Source organism: Rhodoblastus sp. (assembly GCF_019449565.1).
Classification (GTDB): Bacteria; Pseudomonadota; Alphaproteobacteria; order Rhizobiales; family Beijerinckiaceae; genus Rhodoblastus.
Genome location: NZ_JAGRPM010000030.1, coordinates 18,280 through 33,389, shown reverse-complemented (window position 1 = coordinate 33,389; position 15,110 = coordinate 18,280). Strand labels below are relative to the sequence as shown.

The following is a 15,110-nucleotide window of genomic DNA, read 5'->3' as shown; positions in this document are numbered from 1 at the left end:
CGAGCTAACTCAGTATCTTGTGACAAGTTATTGATGTGGTTTGGAGCCTTTGTAAGGCTTCTTGCCCTTGGGTTTTCCAAAGTCGGACGGCGCCGGGCTGTCGCCGGCAGGGCCGATCCGCTCGACGCGGATGTTTTCGCCGCCGGGCCGCCGCATGTTCTTCAGGAAGGTTTCCGCGACCTCGCCCGCGATCTCGACCTTGCTATCCTGAGGGAAGATGCGGATCGCGCCGATGTCGGCGCGGGTGACGCCGCCATTGCGGCACAGCATGGGCAGCATCCATTTCGGATCGGCATTCTTGGCGCGGCCAATGTCGAGACGGAACCAGACCGCGCCGGGCAGCGGGGCCTTTCCGGCGCGCGGTCCCTTGGCGGGCGCGGAAAAGTCCGGCCCAACGCCCGGGTCGACGACTTCTTCGGCCTGTGGCAGGCGGGCGAGCAGCAGGCGCGCCAGCGCCGCGGCGCATTTTTCCGGGCCGTGCTCGGCCAGCAGCAGGGCCGCGATCTCGTTTTCCTCGTCGGTCAGCTCGTTCTGGAAGGCCTCGTCGCGCGCCATGCGTTCGCGGTCGAGCCGCTTGATGTCGTCGGCCGTCGGCGGCGAAGCCCATTCCGCCGCGACATTGGCCTGGGCCAGCAAGCTTTCCGCGCGGCGGCGCGCCTTGGGCGGAACCATCAACACGCTTACGCCTTTGCGCCCGGCGCGACCTGTGCGGCCCGAACGGTGCTGCAGGGCTTCCGCGTCATGGGGCAGGTCGGCGTGGATGACGAGGCCGACCGTCGGCAGGTCGAGGCCGCGCGCCGCGACGTCGGTGGCGACGCAAACCCGCGCGCGGCCGTCGCGCAGTGCCTGAATGGACAGGTTGCGTTCGTGCTGGCCGAGTTCGCCGGAAAGAAGCGCGGCGGAGAAGCCGCGCTCCTGCAAGCTGGCTTGCAGATGGCGCACGGAATCGCGGGTGTTGCAGAACACGATGGCGGTCGGGGAATCGTAATAGCGCAAGAGGTTGATGACCGCCTTTTCCGTCTCGCGCGGATCGACGCGGACGGCGCGGTAATCAATGTCGGCGTGACCGCCCACATCGCCCACGGCCTCGATGCGAAGGGCGTTGCGCTGGTATTTCCGGGCCAAGGCGACGATGCTTTTCGGCATGGTCGCCGAGAACAGCAGGGTGCGGCGGCCTTCCGGCGTGGCGTCGAGGATGAATTCCAGATCGTCGCGGAAGCCCATGTCGAGCATTTCGTCGGCTTCGTCGAGCGCGGCGACGGCGAGGCGCGAGAGGTCGAGGGCGCGGCGTTCCAGATGGTCACGCAAGCGGCCCGGCGTGCCGACGACGATGGTCGCGCCGGCTTCCAGCGCGCGGCGCTCCGCGCGGGGGTCCATGCCGCCGACGCAGGCGACGATGCGCGCGCCGGACTGCGAATAGAGCCAGCGCAGCTCCTGCGCCACTTGCAGGGCCAGTTCGCGGGTCGGGGCGATGACGAGGGCCAGCGGCGCGCCGACGTCGGGAACAGTTTCGCCGGCGCCAATAAGGTCGGAAGCCATGGCGAGGCCGAAGGCCACGGTCTTGCCGGAGCCGGTCTGCGCCGAGACGAGAATGTCGCGGCCCTCGGCCTCGGGCTTCATCACGGCGGCCTGGACCGGGGTGGGTTTCAGATAGTCATGCGCCGCGAGCGCTCGGGCCAGCGCGGGGCTGGCGTTTTCAAAAGTCAATTTTCTACCGATCTATTTGAGTTTCGTGCGGAGACTTCACTGCCCCCGCCTCGCCGTTGAGGCGAAGCGCAGGGCTTCCTCCGCCGCGCGGAACAAGGCGCGCGCCTTGTTCACGCATTCGCGTTGCTCGCTCGCCGGATCGGAATCATAGACGATTCCGGCCCCGGCCTGAACATGCATCTTGCCGTCCTTTACCACGGAAGTGCGCAGAACAATGCAGGTGTCCATTTCGCCGGAGGCGCCGAAATAGCCGATGCAGCCGCCGTAAATGCCGCGCTTGTCGATTTCCAGCTCGTCGATGATCTCCATGGCGCGCACTTTCGGCGCGCCGGAAACCGTGCCGGCGGGAAAGCCCGCGCTGAGCGCATCGATCACGTCGCGGCTCGCGTCGAGCCTGCCTTCGACGTTTGAGACGATATGCATGACATGGCTGTAGCGTTCGACGACGAATTGCTCCGTCACCTTCACGCTGCCGATTTCCGCCACGCGGCCGACGTCGTTGCGGCCGAGGTCGAGCAACATGAGATGCTCGGCGCGCTCTTTTTCGTCGGCGAGCAATTCGTGCTCCAGCGCCTCGTCCTGCTCGCGCGTTTCGCCGCGCCAGCGCGTCCCGGCGATGGGGCGGATGGTGACCTTGCCCTCGCGCGCCCGCACCAGGATCTCCGGGCTGGAACAGACGATCTGGAAATCCATGAAATCCAGATAGCACAGGAAAGGCGCCGGATTGACGCGTCGGAGCGCCCGGTAGAGCGCAAAGGCCGGAAGCTGGAAGGGCGAGGTGAATCGCTGCGACAGCACGACCTGGAAAATGTCGCCGGCGCGGATATAGGACTTGGCCTGCTCGACCATGTCGAGAAACTGGGCTTCGCTGGTGTTGGAGTCCGGCTGGTGGCTTTGGAGCAGCAAGGCGTCGGCGGCCTGGCCTTCGTGGCGCATCGGGCCTTCCAGCGTCGCGACGGCTTCTTCCAGCCGGGCGACGGCGCTTTCATAGGCCGCCTTGGCGCTGGCGCCGTTCTGCGGGCGTACTGGCGTCACCAGCCAGATCTCGTCGCGCACGGAGTCGAACACAGCCATCAGGGTGGGGCGCACCAGCAAAGCGTCCGGCGTGCCGATCGGATCGGGCTTGGCCGGGGCCAGCCGCTCCATCTCACGCACCATGTCATAGCCGAGATAGCCAAACACGCCGGCCGCCATGGGCGGCAGGCCGGGAAAAGCCGGAATGGCCGATTCGTCGAGCAGGGCGCGCAGGGCGTCGAGCGGCTTGCCCTTGCAGGGAGTGAAAGCCTCGCGGTCGCGCCGCGCGTCGCGGTTGATCTCGGCCTTGCCGCCCTGCACCCGGAAGATCAGGTCAGGGTCCAGCCCGATCATGGAGTAACGTCCGCGCGCGGAGCCGCCTTCGACGGATTCGAGCAGGAAGACGTCGCCCGCGCGTCCGTGCGAGAGCTTCAGAAAGGCGGAAACCGGGGTTTCGAGGTCAGCGACCAGCCGCAGACTGACCAGCGACGGCTCGCCAGCCTCATAACGCCCGGCGAAAGCGTCATATTCGGGCAGAAACATCCGTCGGTTCCCCTTATTCCTGCCCGCCAGCCGCGCGCAGCGCGGTCTGGTTCACGCGCACGCCCAGTTGCGTTTGCAGGCCGGAGACATATTGGCTGAACAGATCGTCGGCCAGGCTCGTATCCAGCTGTGGGACAAGCCCGGCCAGCACGGGGCTTTTCAGGTCGATCGGGGGCGTCGTCGCGTCGAGCACCTTGAACACGATGCGTCCGCCGCGATCGGCCAGCGCGACGCCGGCGCCGCCGACCGGCGTGCCGAATATCTGCTGCACGGCGGCCGGCGCCAGGCCCGGCGCGTCGGAGCGCTTGACGCCGGACGCCTGCTCGACCGCCGCATTATTGGCGGCGGCGAGCGTGGCGAGGCTTTCGCCCGAATCGATCTTGCGCGCCAGTTCATTGGCTTTTGCGGCCAGAGCCTTTTGCGCCTCGCTCTCCTGAATAGCCTTGACGAGCAAGGGACGGACGTCGTCCAGCGACAATTGGCGCGACGTCTCGACAGCGTTGATCTCGAACCAGGAGAAGCCGCCGTCCTTGCGCGTGACGGCTTCATTGTCCACGCCGACGTCCGAGGCGAAGATCGCCTTGACCAGTTCGGGCGCGGCGGCGAGCGCGGGAATTGGCGCGCCGGGTTGCCCGGCCTCGCCCTTGCCGGCGCCCGAGGCGTCCGTGAGATAGGTCTGGGTTTGCAGGCCGAGCGCCTCGGCCGCCTGGGCGAGCGTCTTGCCGGAGGCGCGCAGGTCCTCGATCTTGTCATGCAAGGCCTGCGTGTCGCCCTTGGCCTGCGCTTGCGCGAGTTCGCCCTTGATCTGTTCCTTGACCTCGTCGAACGGCTTGGTCGCGCCCGGCTCAATTTGGGAAACATTCGCCAGCACCACGCCGAACTTGCCGGGAATCGGCCGCGTCACGCCGGGCTGCGACAGGCCGAAGGCGGCGTCCGCGACGCCCTTGTCGAACATGGCGGCCCGGGTCGTCGCGCCAATGTCGGCGAGCACGCCGCCGGCATTCTTGTCGGCGGCCACGGCGTCGAAGCTTTCGCCCGCATCAATACGCGCCCGCGCCTTGGCGGCGTCAGCTTCGCTGGGGAAGGTCAGTTGGGCGATCGTGCGCTTTTCGGGGGCGATGAAACGCTGCGCGGCGGTCTGGTCATAGACCTTTTTCGCTGCTTCGTCGGAAATCTGTATCGTCTTCGCGACATCGGCCGGCGACAACATCAGCACATTCGCCTTGCGAAACTCGGGCGAGCGATAGCCTTCCTTGCGGAGGTCATAATAGGCCTTCACGGCCTCGTCCGTGGGCGCGGCCGCCTTGGCGAGATCGGGCGCGGGCAGCACGAAGTATTCCGCCTTGCGGGTCTCGCTGGTGAAGGAATTGACGGCGGCGAGCAGGACTTCAGGCGCTTTCAATGCGCCGGTGACGGCGTCGGCGATCTGCTGGCGCAGGGCGAATTCGCGCTGCTCGCGGAGATAGCTGGCCTCGGTATAGCCATTGTCGCGCAGGATTTCGTTCATGCGGGCCTGGTCGAAGGCGCCGGTGGGGCCGGCGAACATTTTCTCGGCCTTGATGAGCCGGGCGATTTCGGCGGAGGACAGGGCGAGGCCGAGCTTTTTGGAGTCCTGATCCAGCGCGGCGCCGGTGAGCAATTGCGACAGGACCTGGCGGTCGAGCCCCATCTGGCGCGCCTCGTCATTGGTGATGGCGCGCTTGGCCTGACGCTGCGCGCGCTGGAGAGCGGACTGGTAATCATTGCGGAACTGCGCGACGCTGATCTCCGCGTCGCCGACGGTCGCCAGCTGATTGGCCCGGAAATTGGTGAACACGTCGCGAATGCCGAAAAAGCCGAAGCCGATCACGATCAGCGCGGCGAAGACCGCAAGAAGGGTCCGGCCGAAAATATTCTTCGACATGATCCGGAGACCATCGAGCATGGAGCATTTCCTGTTTTGGCGCCGGATTCGAACGGGCGGCTGAGAGCGCGGGACTATAGAAACGCCAACCGCCGCAGGCAATCCATTAAAAAAGCGCCGCAGGCAATCCAATAAAGCGTCGCCGCAATCGGCTTGCGGCGACGGGAATCCGGTCGAGCCGGGCAGGGGCCATGCGCCCCGACACGCTGTGCGCAAGCCCGCCGTCCGCGAGGGGGCGCGGACGGCGGGGACACGGTTTGCAGGCGTCGCGGGTCAGATGCGGTTCAGGCCTTCCTCATAGGTGACCTTGGGGAAGGTTTCGGAATAGCTGGCGGCGCCATCGGCGATGGCGTCGATTTTCGCGGCCGTGTCGAATTTCTTCATCTTCATCTTGTCGAGATAAAGGAAGTCGATCAGCTCGTTATAAACCGAGACGTCGTCATAGGGCAGGACGTAAAGCGACGAATCGCCGAACGTGACCTGGTAGCGGTCGCCGCGCTTCACGTCGCCGACATAGATGAAATATTTTCCAGCGGGAGTCAGGGCGCCGTCGAGCGCCGTCACGAGGGTCGGCAATTCGCTGAAACTGCCGAGCTGGCCGGCAAGGAAGGAAAGGCCTTCGACTCCGTCCTGCGACGCCGCGAAAACGGCGGTCAGAAGCACTTCCGGATCCTTGGTCAGGGCGATTTCGCCGCGAAAGCCGTATCGGCCCGCGCTATGGGTCGGGCCGTTATGGGCGGGTTTCACCAGGCGGTCTTCAGTTTCGAGACGCTGGAAGGCGGTGGTTTCGATGGAGGTCATGATCGGCTTTCGGGAAATCCGCTCTTCTTGAGACATTCAAGACGTCAGCGGCAGGCGAATTCGGGGAGAATCGAGGCGGCGGCCGGCCTGAGGCGCGCGGATACGCGCCAGCCTCGCGTCGGCGGCGACCAATCTGTCATGGCGGATAGTGGAGCTTTCCCGACAAAACGGGTAAAACCCTGCTGCGACGGCACGGACGGCCTGTGCGAGACGCCAAACTGGCGGTCTTTCCGCGTGGCCGGAGAAGCTCCCGCCTCTCATCAGGCAAGTTCCGCGCCATGGGCGGCGAAGCGCGAGCCGAGCCTGCTGCAATTCGTCCCCTGTGCAAAGGTTTTCTCCTCTGCTAATCGGAGCGCGGCACATTGGGGGAAATGACATGACCACGATCCGTCCGCTCGCCGCCGGCAATTGGAAAATGAATGGTTTGAATGCGTCCCTGGTCGAAATTTCCGCCATCGCCGACGCGGCGGCGGCGACGCCCGGCGCGGACGTTCTGATTTGCCCGCCCGCGACCCTGATTTCCGGGGCGGTCGCGGCGGCCGGCGGCAAGCTCGCCATTGGCGGGCAGGACTGCCACGCCAAGGCGTCGGGCGCCCATACCGGCGATATTTCCGCCGAGCAGCTCAAGGACGCGGGCGCGACATTCGCCATCGTCGGCCATTCCGAGCGCCGCGCCGATCATGCCGAGAGCGACGCTATCGTGCGCGCCAAGGCGGAAGGCGCCCTGCGCGCCGGGCTCGTGGCCATCGTCTGCGTCGGAGAGACCCATCTCCAGCGCGATTCGGGCCAGACGCTCGCTGTCGTCGGCGGCCAGCTGGCCGGCTCGCTGCCCCATGGCGCGACGGCGGCAAATCTGGTGGTCGCCTATGAGCCGGTTTGGGCCATAGGCACCGGTCTCACGCCGACCCCGCAGGATGTCGCCGAAGTCCATGGCTTCATCCGCCGCGAGCTGATCGACCTGCTGCCGGACCATGGCGCGGCGGTGCGAATCCTTTACGGCGGCTCCGTCAAGGCCTCTAACGCGGCCGAACTGATGGCGGTCGAAAACGTCAATGGCGCGCTGGTCGGCGGGGCGAGCCTCACCGCCAAGGATTTTCTGGGCATCGTTTCGGTTTACGGCTGAGCCCTGTGCGGGGTTCCCAAGGGCGGAATTTTGCGTTAAGACCCGCCCAATCTTGCGCCGCCGCCGGTTTGCGGCGGCTTTTGTGGTTTATCAAGCTTTCTCAACAGCCTTCCGCCGGAAAGCGGCTTTTTCCAGCGGATCGGCGCCAAGGACGGTAATATGCAGACGGTTCTGATCGTCGTTCACCTTCTCATTGTCGTGGCGCTGATCGCCGTGGTCCTGCTGCAGCGCTCCGAAGGCGGCGCGCTGGGCATGGGCGGCGGCTCCGGCGGGTTTTTCACGGGCCGGGGCCAGGCCAATGCGCTGACCCGGGCGACGGCGATCCTCGCGACCCTGTTCTTCATGACCAGTCTGGGGCTGACCATTCTGGCCTCCTACACTCACGCCAGCAAATCCATCTTCGAATCGCCAGCCGCCGGACCGGCCTCGACGAGCGATCAGTCCAAGGGCGCCGATCAGCCGAAAGGCACGGTGCTCGATCAGCTGAAGCAGCTGGAGAAGACGGCCCCGCCCGCGCCGGAACCCGTTCCGGCCCCGCCGCGGTCGCAGTAAGTTCGCGTTTTTCGAGGGGCCGGTTTTCCGGCCCTTCGGTTAAATGAAACCATTGGAATCCCCACGGTCGACCGGCGCCCCCGCGCCGCGTCCCGCTCAAAGCTGAGGGCCTCGCGATGGCGCGGTATATTTTCATCACCGGCGGCGTGGTTTCCTCCCTTGGCAAGGGCCTGGCCTCGGCGGCGCTCGGCGCTCTGCTGCAGGCGCGAGGCTATACGGTGCGGCTGCGCAAGCTCGACCCCTATCTCAATGTCGATCCGGGCACGATGTCGCCCTATCAGCACGGCGAGTGTTTCGTCACTGACGACGGCGCCGAAACCGATCTTGATCTGGGCCATTACGAGCGCTTCACCGGCCGCTCGGCCAATCGCATGGACAATATCACCACCGGCCGCATCTATCAGGACATCATCACGCGCGAGCGGCGCGGCGATTATCTCGGCGGCACGGTGCAGGTGATTCCCCACGTCACCAACGCCATCAAGGAATTCATCCTCGACGGCAATTCCGGCTATGATTTCGTGCTGGTTGAAATCGGCGGCACGGTCGGCGACATCGAGGCCATGCCCTTCCTGGAGGCGATCCGCCAGCTCGGCAACGACCTGCCGCGCCAGCATTGCGTCTATATCCATCTGACCCTGCTGCCTTACATCCCCTCGGCGGGGGAGGTGAAGACCAAGCCGACCCAGCATTCGGTCAAGGAGCTGCGCTCCATCGGCATCCAGCCCGACATCCTGCTCTGCCGCGCCGACCGCTCCATTCCCGCCGACGAGCGCCGCAAGCTCAGCCTGTTCTGCAATGTGCGTGAATCGGCGGTGATCGAGGCGCTCGACGTCTCCTCGATCTATGACGTGCCGCGCGCCTATCATGCGGCGGGGCTTGATCACGAGGTTTTGGCGGCCTTCGGCATCGAGCCGGCGCCGCGCCCCGACATGGGCCGCTGGAACGCCGTGACGGAGGCGGTGCATAATCCCGAGGGCGAGGTCACAATCGCCATCGTCGGCAAATATACCGGCCTCAAAGACGCCTATAAGTCCTTGATCGAGGCGTTGGCCCATGGCGGCATTTCCAACCGCGTGAAGGTCAATCTCGACTGGATCGAGGCCGAGATCTTCGAGCATCAGGACCCGTCGCCCTATCTGGAGCATGTCCACGGCATTCTGGTGCCGGGCGGTTTTGGCGCGCGCGGCACGGAAGGCAAGATCGCGGCGGCAGGTTTCGCGCGCGAGCACAATGTGCCTTATTTCGGCATTTGTTTTGGCATGCAGATGGCGGTGATTGAGGCGGCGCGTTCGCTTGCCGGCATCAAGCAGGCTGGGTCTACGGAATTCGGCCCGACGCCGGAGCCCATCGTCGGCCTGATGACCGAATGGATGCGCGGCAATGAGCTGGAGATTCGCTCGGCCAGCGGCGATCTCGGCGGCACCATGCGCCTTGGCGCCTATGCGGCCTCGCTCAAGCCCGGCTCGAAGATCGCCGAAATTTATGGGACGACCCATATTTCCGAGCGCCATCGCCACCGCTATGAAGTCAACATGGGTTATCGCGAGCGGCTGGAAAATTGCGGCCTGATCTTCGCGGGAACGTCGCCGGACGGGCTCCTGCCCGAAACAGTGGAGCTTGCGGATCACCCCTGGTTCGTCGGGGTGCAATATCACCCCGAGCTGAAATCGCGCCCCTTCGAGCCGCATCCGCTCTTCGCCAGCTTCATCGCCGCCGCCAAGGCGCAAAGCCGGCTGGTGTAAGCCAAGCTCAATCCTCGATTGGCGGGGCGTGCGCCTCGGCGAAGCCCGCCGTGGCGAGGCGATCGAGCGTCGTCTGCAGCCCCGCTGTGTCCGGGCAGATCGCCAGCGACACCATCTTCCCCCATGAAATCCGCGCGACGTGACAGCCGAAATTCTCGGTCTTCACGCCGTCCGCGCCGTCATTGCTCTCGCGCCATTCGACCACGGCCAGAGTGTTCCACGGTGGGCCGGCGAGCGTGATCGTCGCTATATCGAATTTTATCCCCGGCAGAAGACGATAGAGCCGCTCGTACCAGAGCCCTGTCGCCGCGAGGGAATGGCGGGTTCCGCCTAAAGCCGAGCGCCCCAGAAAGCTGTGCGTGAACTGGCTGGCGAAGGCGACCAGCACAGGCGCTGCGTCGGCGCGCCCGACGGCCTCGAAAAGGGCGTTGATCTGACGCCGGGCAATGGCGTGAAACATCGGCTTTTCCGGAGATTATGGTTAAGGTTCAATGAATGAACCCAAAAATGGCCGATTGCGTTCAATGATGCAACTCACTAAATTGGGAGCATGGAAAGAACGAGTTTCGCGGAAATGCGCTGTTCGCTGGCGCGCGCTCTGGAACTGATCGGCGACTGGTGGACGCCGCTCGTGCTGCGCGATCTCTTCCTGGGCGTGAGCCGTTTCGACGCGCTGGCGGAAGACCTCGGCGTGTCGCGCAACCTGCTGACGCGGCGGCTCAAGGCGCTTGAGGAAAATGGCGTGATCCAGCGCCGCGCCTATCAGGAGCGTCCGCCTCGCTTCGAATATGTCTTGACGGAAGCAGGGCGGGACCTCGTTCCGATCCTGCTGGCGCTCACGGCCTGGGGCGACCGCTGGGCCCAGCCGGAACAGGGCGCGCCGATCCTGTTTCGCCACAAGAGCTGCGGCTGCCAGTTCCAGCCGAGGCTGGTCTGCTCGGCCTGCGGCAAAGGCTTTGGCGCGGAGGATGTCGCCGCCATGCCCGGCCCGGGCGGCGCGGCTCTGCCCGGAACAAAACTCGTCGCCGGGATATTGAGCGCGCGGCGCGCCGCCGGAACCGGCGACTGACGCCGGAGTGAAAACTTGCCTGCGTCTTTCGATTGGCCGATAAGGTCCGGCGCCAACCAAGCCGAATGGATCATGCCGAGAAAACTCGTTCACGTCGCGCTCGCCGCCTCCCGCCCGCAAGACCTCGCTCAGGCATGGGCGCGGCTGGGCTTTGCGCTCGACGCAAGCGGCGCCGCCATTGCGCTGGCCGACGGCGTGGCGCTGGACTTCGTCGCGTCGAAAGATGCGGCCGCGCGACGGGCTTCGGTCGGGTTGAGCGCCGATGAAGTCGCCGCGCCGGCGACACCGGCTGACCCGGCCGCGTCCTCCTTCGAGCTGTCGGCGGCGCGTGCGACTGAGGCGCCGCGCCATCCCAATGGCGTCCTCGGCCTTCGCGCCGTCGCGGCTCTTGCCGATGGTCCGGCCGATCATGCGGAATATTTGTCGGCATTCACCGGCCAGCGCGAAATGCTGGCGACTTCGGCTGGGCTCGAAATCCGCCTCGACGGCGGGACGCGCCTCGATGTCCTGAGCGCGCCGGCTTTCGCTTTTCGCTTCGGCGTGGCGCCGGCGGCGGAAGGCTTTCGCGTCGCCGGCCTTGTTTTCGCGGTCAAGGACCTCGCCGAAACGGAAGCGGTATTGCGCGCGAAGGGCCTATCGCCGCGCCAGCAGGCGGGCCGGTTGCTGGCCGAAACTATCGAGGGCGTCGCTGTCGCCTTCGAGCAGGCTTGATTGGAGACAGGATGTCGGAAGCGCGGAAACATGGGAATGTCACGATCGGCGCGGGCGCGCGCGCGGCGCATTTCGGCAATGATCTGCCGCTTGCGCTGATCGCCGGTCCCTGCGCGCTGGAAAGCCGCGACCACGCCCTGTTCATGGCCGAACAACTTTCCGCGCTGACGGAAAAGCTCGGCATGGATTTCGTGTTCAAATCCTCCTTCGACAAGGCCAATCGCACCTCGGCCTCGGGCCGGCGCGGCGTTGGCCTCGACGCGGCGCTTCGGATCTTCGAAGAGGTCAAGCGCGAGTTCGGGCTGCCCGTCGTCACTGACGTGCATGAGAAGGAGCAATGCGCGACGGTGGCCGAGGTCGCGGACCTGTTACAGATCCCGGCCTTCCTCTGCCGCCAGACCGATCTGCTGCTGGCGGCGGCGGCGACCGGCAAGCCCATCAATGTCAAGAAGGGTCAGTTTCTCGCGCCCTGGGACATGAAAAACGTCGCGGCGAAAATCTATGACGCGGGCAATCCCGATGTTCTCGTGACGGAGCGCGGCGCCTCGTTTGGCTATAATACGCTGGTCACGGATTTTCGCGGATTGCCAATCATGGCGCGGGAAATCGGCGCGCCGGTCATTTTCGACGCCACCCACAGCGTGCAGCAGCCGGGCGGGCAGGGAACCTCTTCAGGCGGCCAGCGGGAATTCGTGCCAGTTTTGGCGCGGGCTGCGGTGGCTGTCGGCGTCGCGGGCCTGTTCATCGAGACCCATGACCGGCCCGACGAAGCCTTTTCCGACGGGCCGAACATGGTCCCGCTCAGCGAGATGCCAGCTTTGCTCGAAAGGCTGATCGCCTTCGACCGCCTCAGCAAGGGGCTCTGAGCGCGGCGGCACAGGCCGCCGCAACATTCTCACCAGTGATGATGATGGCGCCAGCTATGATGATGACGCCAGCCATAATGATGGCCGCGATTCCAGCCGTGATGGTGGCCCCATCCGTGATGGCGCCCCCAGCCATGCGCCTCGGCAGGCGCGGCCGCAAGCGGCAGCGCGCAGATCAGCGCGAGGGCGACAACAAGTGATTTCAGCATCAATATCTCCCGTCAGTTCCGTTTAGCGGATCAGGCGTCGGCTGTCGCAGAGTCAAAAGGGGCCGTCGTCGTCATGGCCGTCGCGGTCCCAATCTTCACGCTCGCGCCAGTGATGCCGCCAGCCGTGATGATGGCCGCGATCGTGGCCCCAGCCGTGCTCTTCGTCGTCGACGCGCCCCCATCTGGCGGCGTTGTTGCGTTCGCGCTCCCAATTGTGATGCTCGCCCTGGTCCCGGTCCCAGCCTTGGCGTTCGCCCGGGTCGTGATCCGAAGCAGATTGGTCGCCCCAATACTGTGCCGAAGCGGGCGCTGCGCTCAGGACAAGGCCTGAAGCGAGAAGAATGGCGGTGGCAAACGCGCGAAACATGGAGGATCTCCCCGATTGATCTTTCGATCTGGGGGCAGTTTCGCGCGGAGCGCATGAATGCCGCCTGAACCAGTTCGGCGAGGTTCGGATTAATGCCAGGGGCGGCGATGCGTCTGGTGCGGATGATGATGGCGGGCTCGGTGCTTTTCATGCTGCCTCTGCATGAAATGGCTTTGGTGCGGCGCCTCGGTCTGGGGAGTTCTGGTCCGTCGCGAGGCGGCCTCGGCTGGAAGCGTCATGGCGCCGGCGAGAACGATAAAAGCGAGCAGCGATTTCAGCATGGGAGTCCCCAGAAACAATCTCAGTGGCCGAAGGTCCGCCAGAACATGAAGGCGGTCATGCCAGCGTTGAGGCAGGAAATAACGATGCGGGCCAGACCGGGGTCGATCCGGCGGGCGTAATAGGCGCCGAGATAGCCGCCAATGATGGCGCCGCCGAACAAGATGAAAGTCTGCCTCCAGAACACCAGCCCTCCGGCGATGAACAGCAAGGTCGCGGTGGCGTTCATCGCGGCGTTGAGCAGGTTGCGTGCCGGCTGCATCGCCGCGATGGAGGCGGAGGTCAGCAGGCTCCAAGCGGCCAACATCATGATGCCGACGGCGCCGCCAAAATAGCCGCCATAAATACCCAGAATGAATTGGCTGACCAGCATCATGCGCGGCGTGATTTTGACGCGCTCGCGCAGGAATGCGCCTGCTTGACGGCCGAAGGCGAAAGCGAGCGTGCCGAACAGCAGCAGGAAGGGCACGAGGAACGTGAACACGCTCTGCGGCGTCGCCTCCAGCAGCAGCGCGCCAGAGGCGCCGCCCGCGATGCTAAGCAGCGCCATGTCCCGGAAACGAACTCCCTCGAAATCCTGGAAGTCCTTGCGATAGGCATAGGCGCTGGCCAGCGCGCTCGGCACCAGCGCCACGGTGGACGAGGCGTTGGCGTTGAGCGCCGGGACCCCCCCGCCGTGATCAGCGCCGGCAGGGTCACGAATGAGCCCCCGCCCGCGATGGCGTTCATTGCGCCGGCAAGGAGACCCGCGCCGGCGAGGAGGTAGACGTCATTCACTGGGTGCGTCCAAACACGCGGGCGAAGATCGTGTCCACGTGCTTCAGGTGATAGCCGAGGTCGAATTTCTCCTCCAGCTCGGCGTCGGTCAACAAAGCTTTGACGTCCGGGTCTTTTTTCAAAAGGTCGAGGAAATCCCCCTCGCCGCGCCAGACCGGCATGGCGTTGCGCTGGACGAATTTATAGGCGTCCTCGCGCGAGGCGCCCTTCTGCGTCAGGGCCAGCAGCACGCGCTGCGAATGGACGAGGCCGCCGAGCAGGTCGAGATTCTTCTGCATGTTCTGCGGATAGACCAGCAACTTGTCGATCACGCCGGTGAGGCGGACCAGCGCGAAATCCAGCGTCACGGTGGCGTCGGGGCCGATCATGCGCTCGACCGAGCTGTGCGAGATGTCGCGTTCATGCCAGAGCGCGACATTCTCCATCGCCGGCACGGCCATGCCGCGCACGAGGCGCGCGAGGCCGGTGAGGTTCTCGGTCAGCACCGGATTGCGCTTGTGCGGCATGGCGGAGGAGCCCTTCTGGCCCTCCGAGAAGAACTCCTCGGCCTCCAGCACTTCCGTGCGCTGCAAATGGCGGATCTCGATGGCGAGGCGCTCGATGGACGAGGCCACCACGCCCAAAGTGGCGAAGAACATGGCATGACGGTCGCGCGGGATGACCTGGGTCGAGACCGGCTCGGGCGTCAGGCCCATCTTCTTCGCGACATGCTCTTCCACGCGCGGATCGATATTGGCGAAGGTGCCGACGGCGCCGGAAATGGCACAGGTGGCGATTTCCTCGCGCGCCGCGATGAGCCTTTTGCGGGCGCGGGCGAACTCCGCGTAAGCTTCCGCCATTTTCAGGCCGAAGGTCACGGGCTCGGCGTGGATGCCATGCGAGCGGCCGATGCTGGGCGTCATCTTGTGCTCGAAGGCGCGGCGCTCGATGGCGGCGAGCAGGCCGTCAACATCCTTGATGAGAAGGTCGGCGGCGCGGGCGAGCTGCACCGAGAGGCAGGTGTCGAGCACGTCGGACGAGGTCATGCCCTGATGGACGAAGCGCGAGTCGGGGCCGATGAACTCGGCCAGATGGGTCAGGAAGGCAATGACGTCATGCTTGGTGACGCGCTCGATCTCGTCGATGCGATCGACGTCGAACGCGACGTTCCCGGCCTTTTCCCAGATGTTTTTCGCGCTTTCCTTCGGGATCACGCCGATCTCGGCGAGGGCGTCGCAGGCATGGGCCTCGATCTCGAACCAGATCTTGAAGCGCGTCTGCGGCTCCCAGATGGAGACCATTTCGGGGCGGGAATAGCGGGGGATCATCGGGCGTCTCTCTTGTTATGCGAAATCCGGATATCTACCCGGACTCCCTTCTCCCCTTGCGGGAGAAGGTGGCTCGCCGCAGGCGAGACGGATGAGGGGGCCGCGCGTCAAGAACCCCTCATCCGGCGCTTCGCGCC

General features: G+C 65.3%; 16 protein-coding genes. 6 read left to right on the top strand and 10 right to left on the bottom strand.

Annotated features, from left to right (window positions below; translation table 11 throughout):
- Positions 1 to 27 precede the first annotated feature (27 nt).
- From QZ409_RS07215 to QZ409_RS07200, 4 genes are all read right to left on the bottom strand, one after another.
- Positions 28 to 1,707 carry a DEAD/DEAH box helicase gene (locus QZ409_RS07215; protein ID WP_296708590.1) on the bottom strand — a complete coding sequence of 560 codons (1,680 nt, stop codon included), beginning with the start codon at positions 1,705 to 1,707 and terminating at the stop codon, positions 28 to 30.
- A gap of 36 nt (positions 1,708 to 1,743) precedes the next feature.
- Positions 1,744 to 3,264, bottom strand: a complete 1,521-nt coding sequence (gene trpE, locus QZ409_RS07210; protein WP_296708588.1) for an anthranilate synthase component I — start codon at positions 3,262 to 3,264, stop codon at positions 1,744 to 1,746.
- A gap of 13 nt (positions 3,265 to 3,277) precedes the next feature.
- Entirely contained in the window at positions 3,278 to 5,188 is a 1,911-nt protein-coding gene (locus QZ409_RS07205; protein ID WP_296708586.1) for a SurA N-terminal domain-containing protein, read from the bottom strand.
- 252 nt (positions 5,189 to 5,440) lie between these two features.
- On the bottom strand, positions 5,441 to 5,968 hold the full coding sequence (locus tag QZ409_RS07200; RefSeq protein WP_296708583.1) for a hypothetical protein: 528 nt from the start codon (positions 5,966 to 5,968) through the stop codon (positions 5,441 to 5,443).
- A gap of 376 nt (positions 5,969 to 6,344) precedes the next feature.
- Here QZ409_RS07200 and tpiA point away from each other — a divergent pair, with 376 nt between their 5' ends.
- From tpiA to QZ409_RS07185, 3 genes are all read left to right on the top strand, one after another.
- The gene (tpiA, locus tag QZ409_RS07195; protein WP_296708582.1) at positions 6,345 to 7,091 is read left to right on the top strand and encodes a triose-phosphate isomerase; all 747 of its coding nucleotides are present in this window, start codon (positions 6,345 to 6,347) and stop codon (positions 7,089 to 7,091) included.
- A gap of 159 nt (positions 7,092 to 7,250) precedes the next feature.
- Positions 7,251 to 7,643: a preprotein translocase subunit SecG gene (gene secG / locus QZ409_RS07190; protein ID WP_296708579.1), complete on the top strand. Its 393-nt coding sequence runs from the start codon at positions 7,251 to 7,253 to the stop codon at positions 7,641 to 7,643.
- A gap of 116 nt (positions 7,644 to 7,759) precedes the next feature.
- Positions 7,760 to 9,388, top strand: coding sequence for a CTP synthase (locus tag QZ409_RS07185; protein WP_296708577.1), 1,629 nt, complete (start codon positions 7,760 to 7,762; stop codon positions 9,386 to 9,388).
- Positions 9,389 to 9,395: 7 nt separating this feature from the next.
- On the opposite strand, the gene QZ409_RS07180 is transcribed toward QZ409_RS07185, so the two are convergent.
- Positions 9,396 to 9,848, bottom strand: coding sequence for a hypothetical protein (locus QZ409_RS07180; RefSeq protein ID WP_296708575.1), 453 nt, complete (start codon positions 9,846 to 9,848; stop codon positions 9,396 to 9,398).
- 90 nt (positions 9,849 to 9,938) lie between these two features.
- Here QZ409_RS07180 and QZ409_RS07175 point away from each other — a divergent pair, with 90 nt between their 5' ends.
- From QZ409_RS07175 to kdsA, 3 genes are all read left to right on the top strand, one after another.
- Positions 9,939 to 10,457 carry a helix-turn-helix domain-containing protein gene (locus QZ409_RS07175; RefSeq protein WP_296708572.1) on the top strand — a complete coding sequence of 173 codons (519 nt, stop codon included), beginning with the start codon at positions 9,939 to 9,941 and terminating at the stop codon, positions 10,455 to 10,457.
- A gap of 72 nt (positions 10,458 to 10,529) precedes the next feature.
- Positions 10,530 to 11,168 (top strand): hypothetical protein, encoded by a 639-nt coding sequence (locus tag QZ409_RS07170; protein ID WP_296708569.1) that lies wholly within the window; start codon positions 10,530 to 10,532, stop codon positions 11,166 to 11,168.
- 11 nt (positions 11,169 to 11,179) lie between these two features.
- The gene (gene kdsA, locus QZ409_RS07165; protein WP_296708566.1) at positions 11,180 to 12,034 is read left to right on the top strand and encodes a 3-deoxy-8-phosphooctulonate synthase; all 855 of its coding nucleotides are present in this window, start codon (positions 11,180 to 11,182) and stop codon (positions 12,032 to 12,034) included.
- Between the two features lie 29 nt (positions 12,035 to 12,063).
- On the opposite strand, the gene QZ409_RS07160 is transcribed toward kdsA, so the two are convergent.
- The 5 genes from QZ409_RS07160 to purB form a co-directional block, all read right to left on the bottom strand.
- The gene (locus QZ409_RS07160) at positions 12,064 to 12,243 is read right to left on the bottom strand and encodes a hypothetical protein (RefSeq protein WP_296708564.1); all 180 of its coding nucleotides are present in this window, start codon (positions 12,241 to 12,243) and stop codon (positions 12,064 to 12,066) included.
- A gap of 52 nt (positions 12,244 to 12,295) precedes the next feature.
- Positions 12,296 to 12,610 carry a hypothetical protein gene (locus QZ409_RS07155; RefSeq protein WP_296708562.1) on the bottom strand — a complete coding sequence of 105 codons (315 nt, stop codon included), beginning with the start codon at positions 12,608 to 12,610 and terminating at the stop codon, positions 12,296 to 12,298.
- 89 nt (positions 12,611 to 12,699) lie between these two features.
- The gene (locus QZ409_RS07150) at positions 12,700 to 12,891 is read right to left on the bottom strand and encodes a hypothetical protein (RefSeq protein WP_296708559.1); all 192 of its coding nucleotides are present in this window, start codon (positions 12,889 to 12,891) and stop codon (positions 12,700 to 12,702) included.
- A gap of 20 nt (positions 12,892 to 12,911) precedes the next feature.
- A complete protein-coding gene (locus QZ409_RS07145; RefSeq protein WP_296708876.1) occupies positions 12,912 to 13,592 on the bottom strand; it encodes a sulfite exporter TauE/SafE family protein in 681 nt (226 codons plus the stop codon).
- A gap of 70 nt (positions 13,593 to 13,662) precedes the next feature.
- Positions 13,663 to 14,973: an adenylosuccinate lyase gene (gene purB / locus QZ409_RS07140; RefSeq protein WP_296708558.1), complete on the bottom strand. Its 1,311-nt coding sequence runs from the start codon at positions 14,971 to 14,973 to the stop codon at positions 13,663 to 13,665.
- Positions 14,974 to 15,110 lie beyond the last annotated feature (137 nt).

Excerpts from the sequence above, each read along its gene's own strand:
- QZ409_RS07150 (WP_296708559.1), bottom strand. The coding sequence starts at position 12,891 with ATGCTGAAATCGCTGCTCGCTTTTATCGTTCTCGCCGGCGCCATGACG.
- QZ409_RS07170 (WP_296708569.1), top strand. The coding sequence starts at position 10,530 with ATGCCGAGAAAACTCGTTCACGTCGCGCTCGCCGCCTCCCGCCCGCAA.
- tpiA (WP_296708582.1), top strand. The coding sequence starts at position 6,345 with ATGACCACGATCCGTCCGCTCGCCGCCGGCAATTGGAAAATGAATGGT.
- secG (WP_296708579.1), top strand. The coding sequence starts at position 7,251 with ATGCAGACGGTTCTGATCGTCGTTCACCTTCTCATTGTCGTGGCGCTG.
- purB (WP_296708558.1), bottom strand. The coding sequence starts at position 14,973 with ATGATCCCCCGCTATTCCCGCCCCGAAATGGTCTCCATCTGGGAGCCG.
- QZ409_RS07200 (WP_296708583.1), bottom strand. The coding sequence starts at position 5,968 with ATGACCTCCATCGAAACCACCGCCTTCCAGCGTCTCGAAACTGAAGAC.
- QZ409_RS07180 (WP_296708575.1), bottom strand. The coding sequence starts at position 9,848 with ATGTTTCACGCCATTGCCCGGCGTCAGATCAACGCCCTTTTCGAGGCC.
- QZ409_RS07175 (WP_296708572.1), top strand. The coding sequence starts at position 9,939 with ATGGAAAGAACGAGTTTCGCGGAAATGCGCTGTTCGCTGGCGCGCGCT.
- QZ409_RS07160 (WP_296708564.1), bottom strand. The coding sequence starts at position 12,243 with ATGCTGAAATCACTTGTTGTCGCCCTCGCGCTGATCTGCGCGCTGCCG.
- kdsA (WP_296708566.1), top strand. The coding sequence starts at position 11,180 with ATGTCGGAAGCGCGGAAACATGGGAATGTCACGATCGGCGCGGGCGCG.
- QZ409_RS07185 (WP_296708577.1), top strand. The coding sequence starts at position 7,760 with ATGGCGCGGTATATTTTCATCACCGGCGGCGTGGTTTCCTCCCTTGGC.
- QZ409_RS07205 (WP_296708586.1), bottom strand. The coding sequence starts at position 5,188 with ATGCTCGATGGTCTCCGGATCATGTCGAAGAATATTTTCGGCCGGACC.
- QZ409_RS07155 (WP_296708562.1), bottom strand. The coding sequence starts at position 12,610 with ATGTTTCGCGCGTTTGCCACCGCCATTCTTCTCGCTTCAGGCCTTGTC.
- trpE (WP_296708588.1), bottom strand. The coding sequence starts at position 3,264 with ATGTTTCTGCCCGAATATGACGCTTTCGCCGGGCGTTATGAGGCTGGC.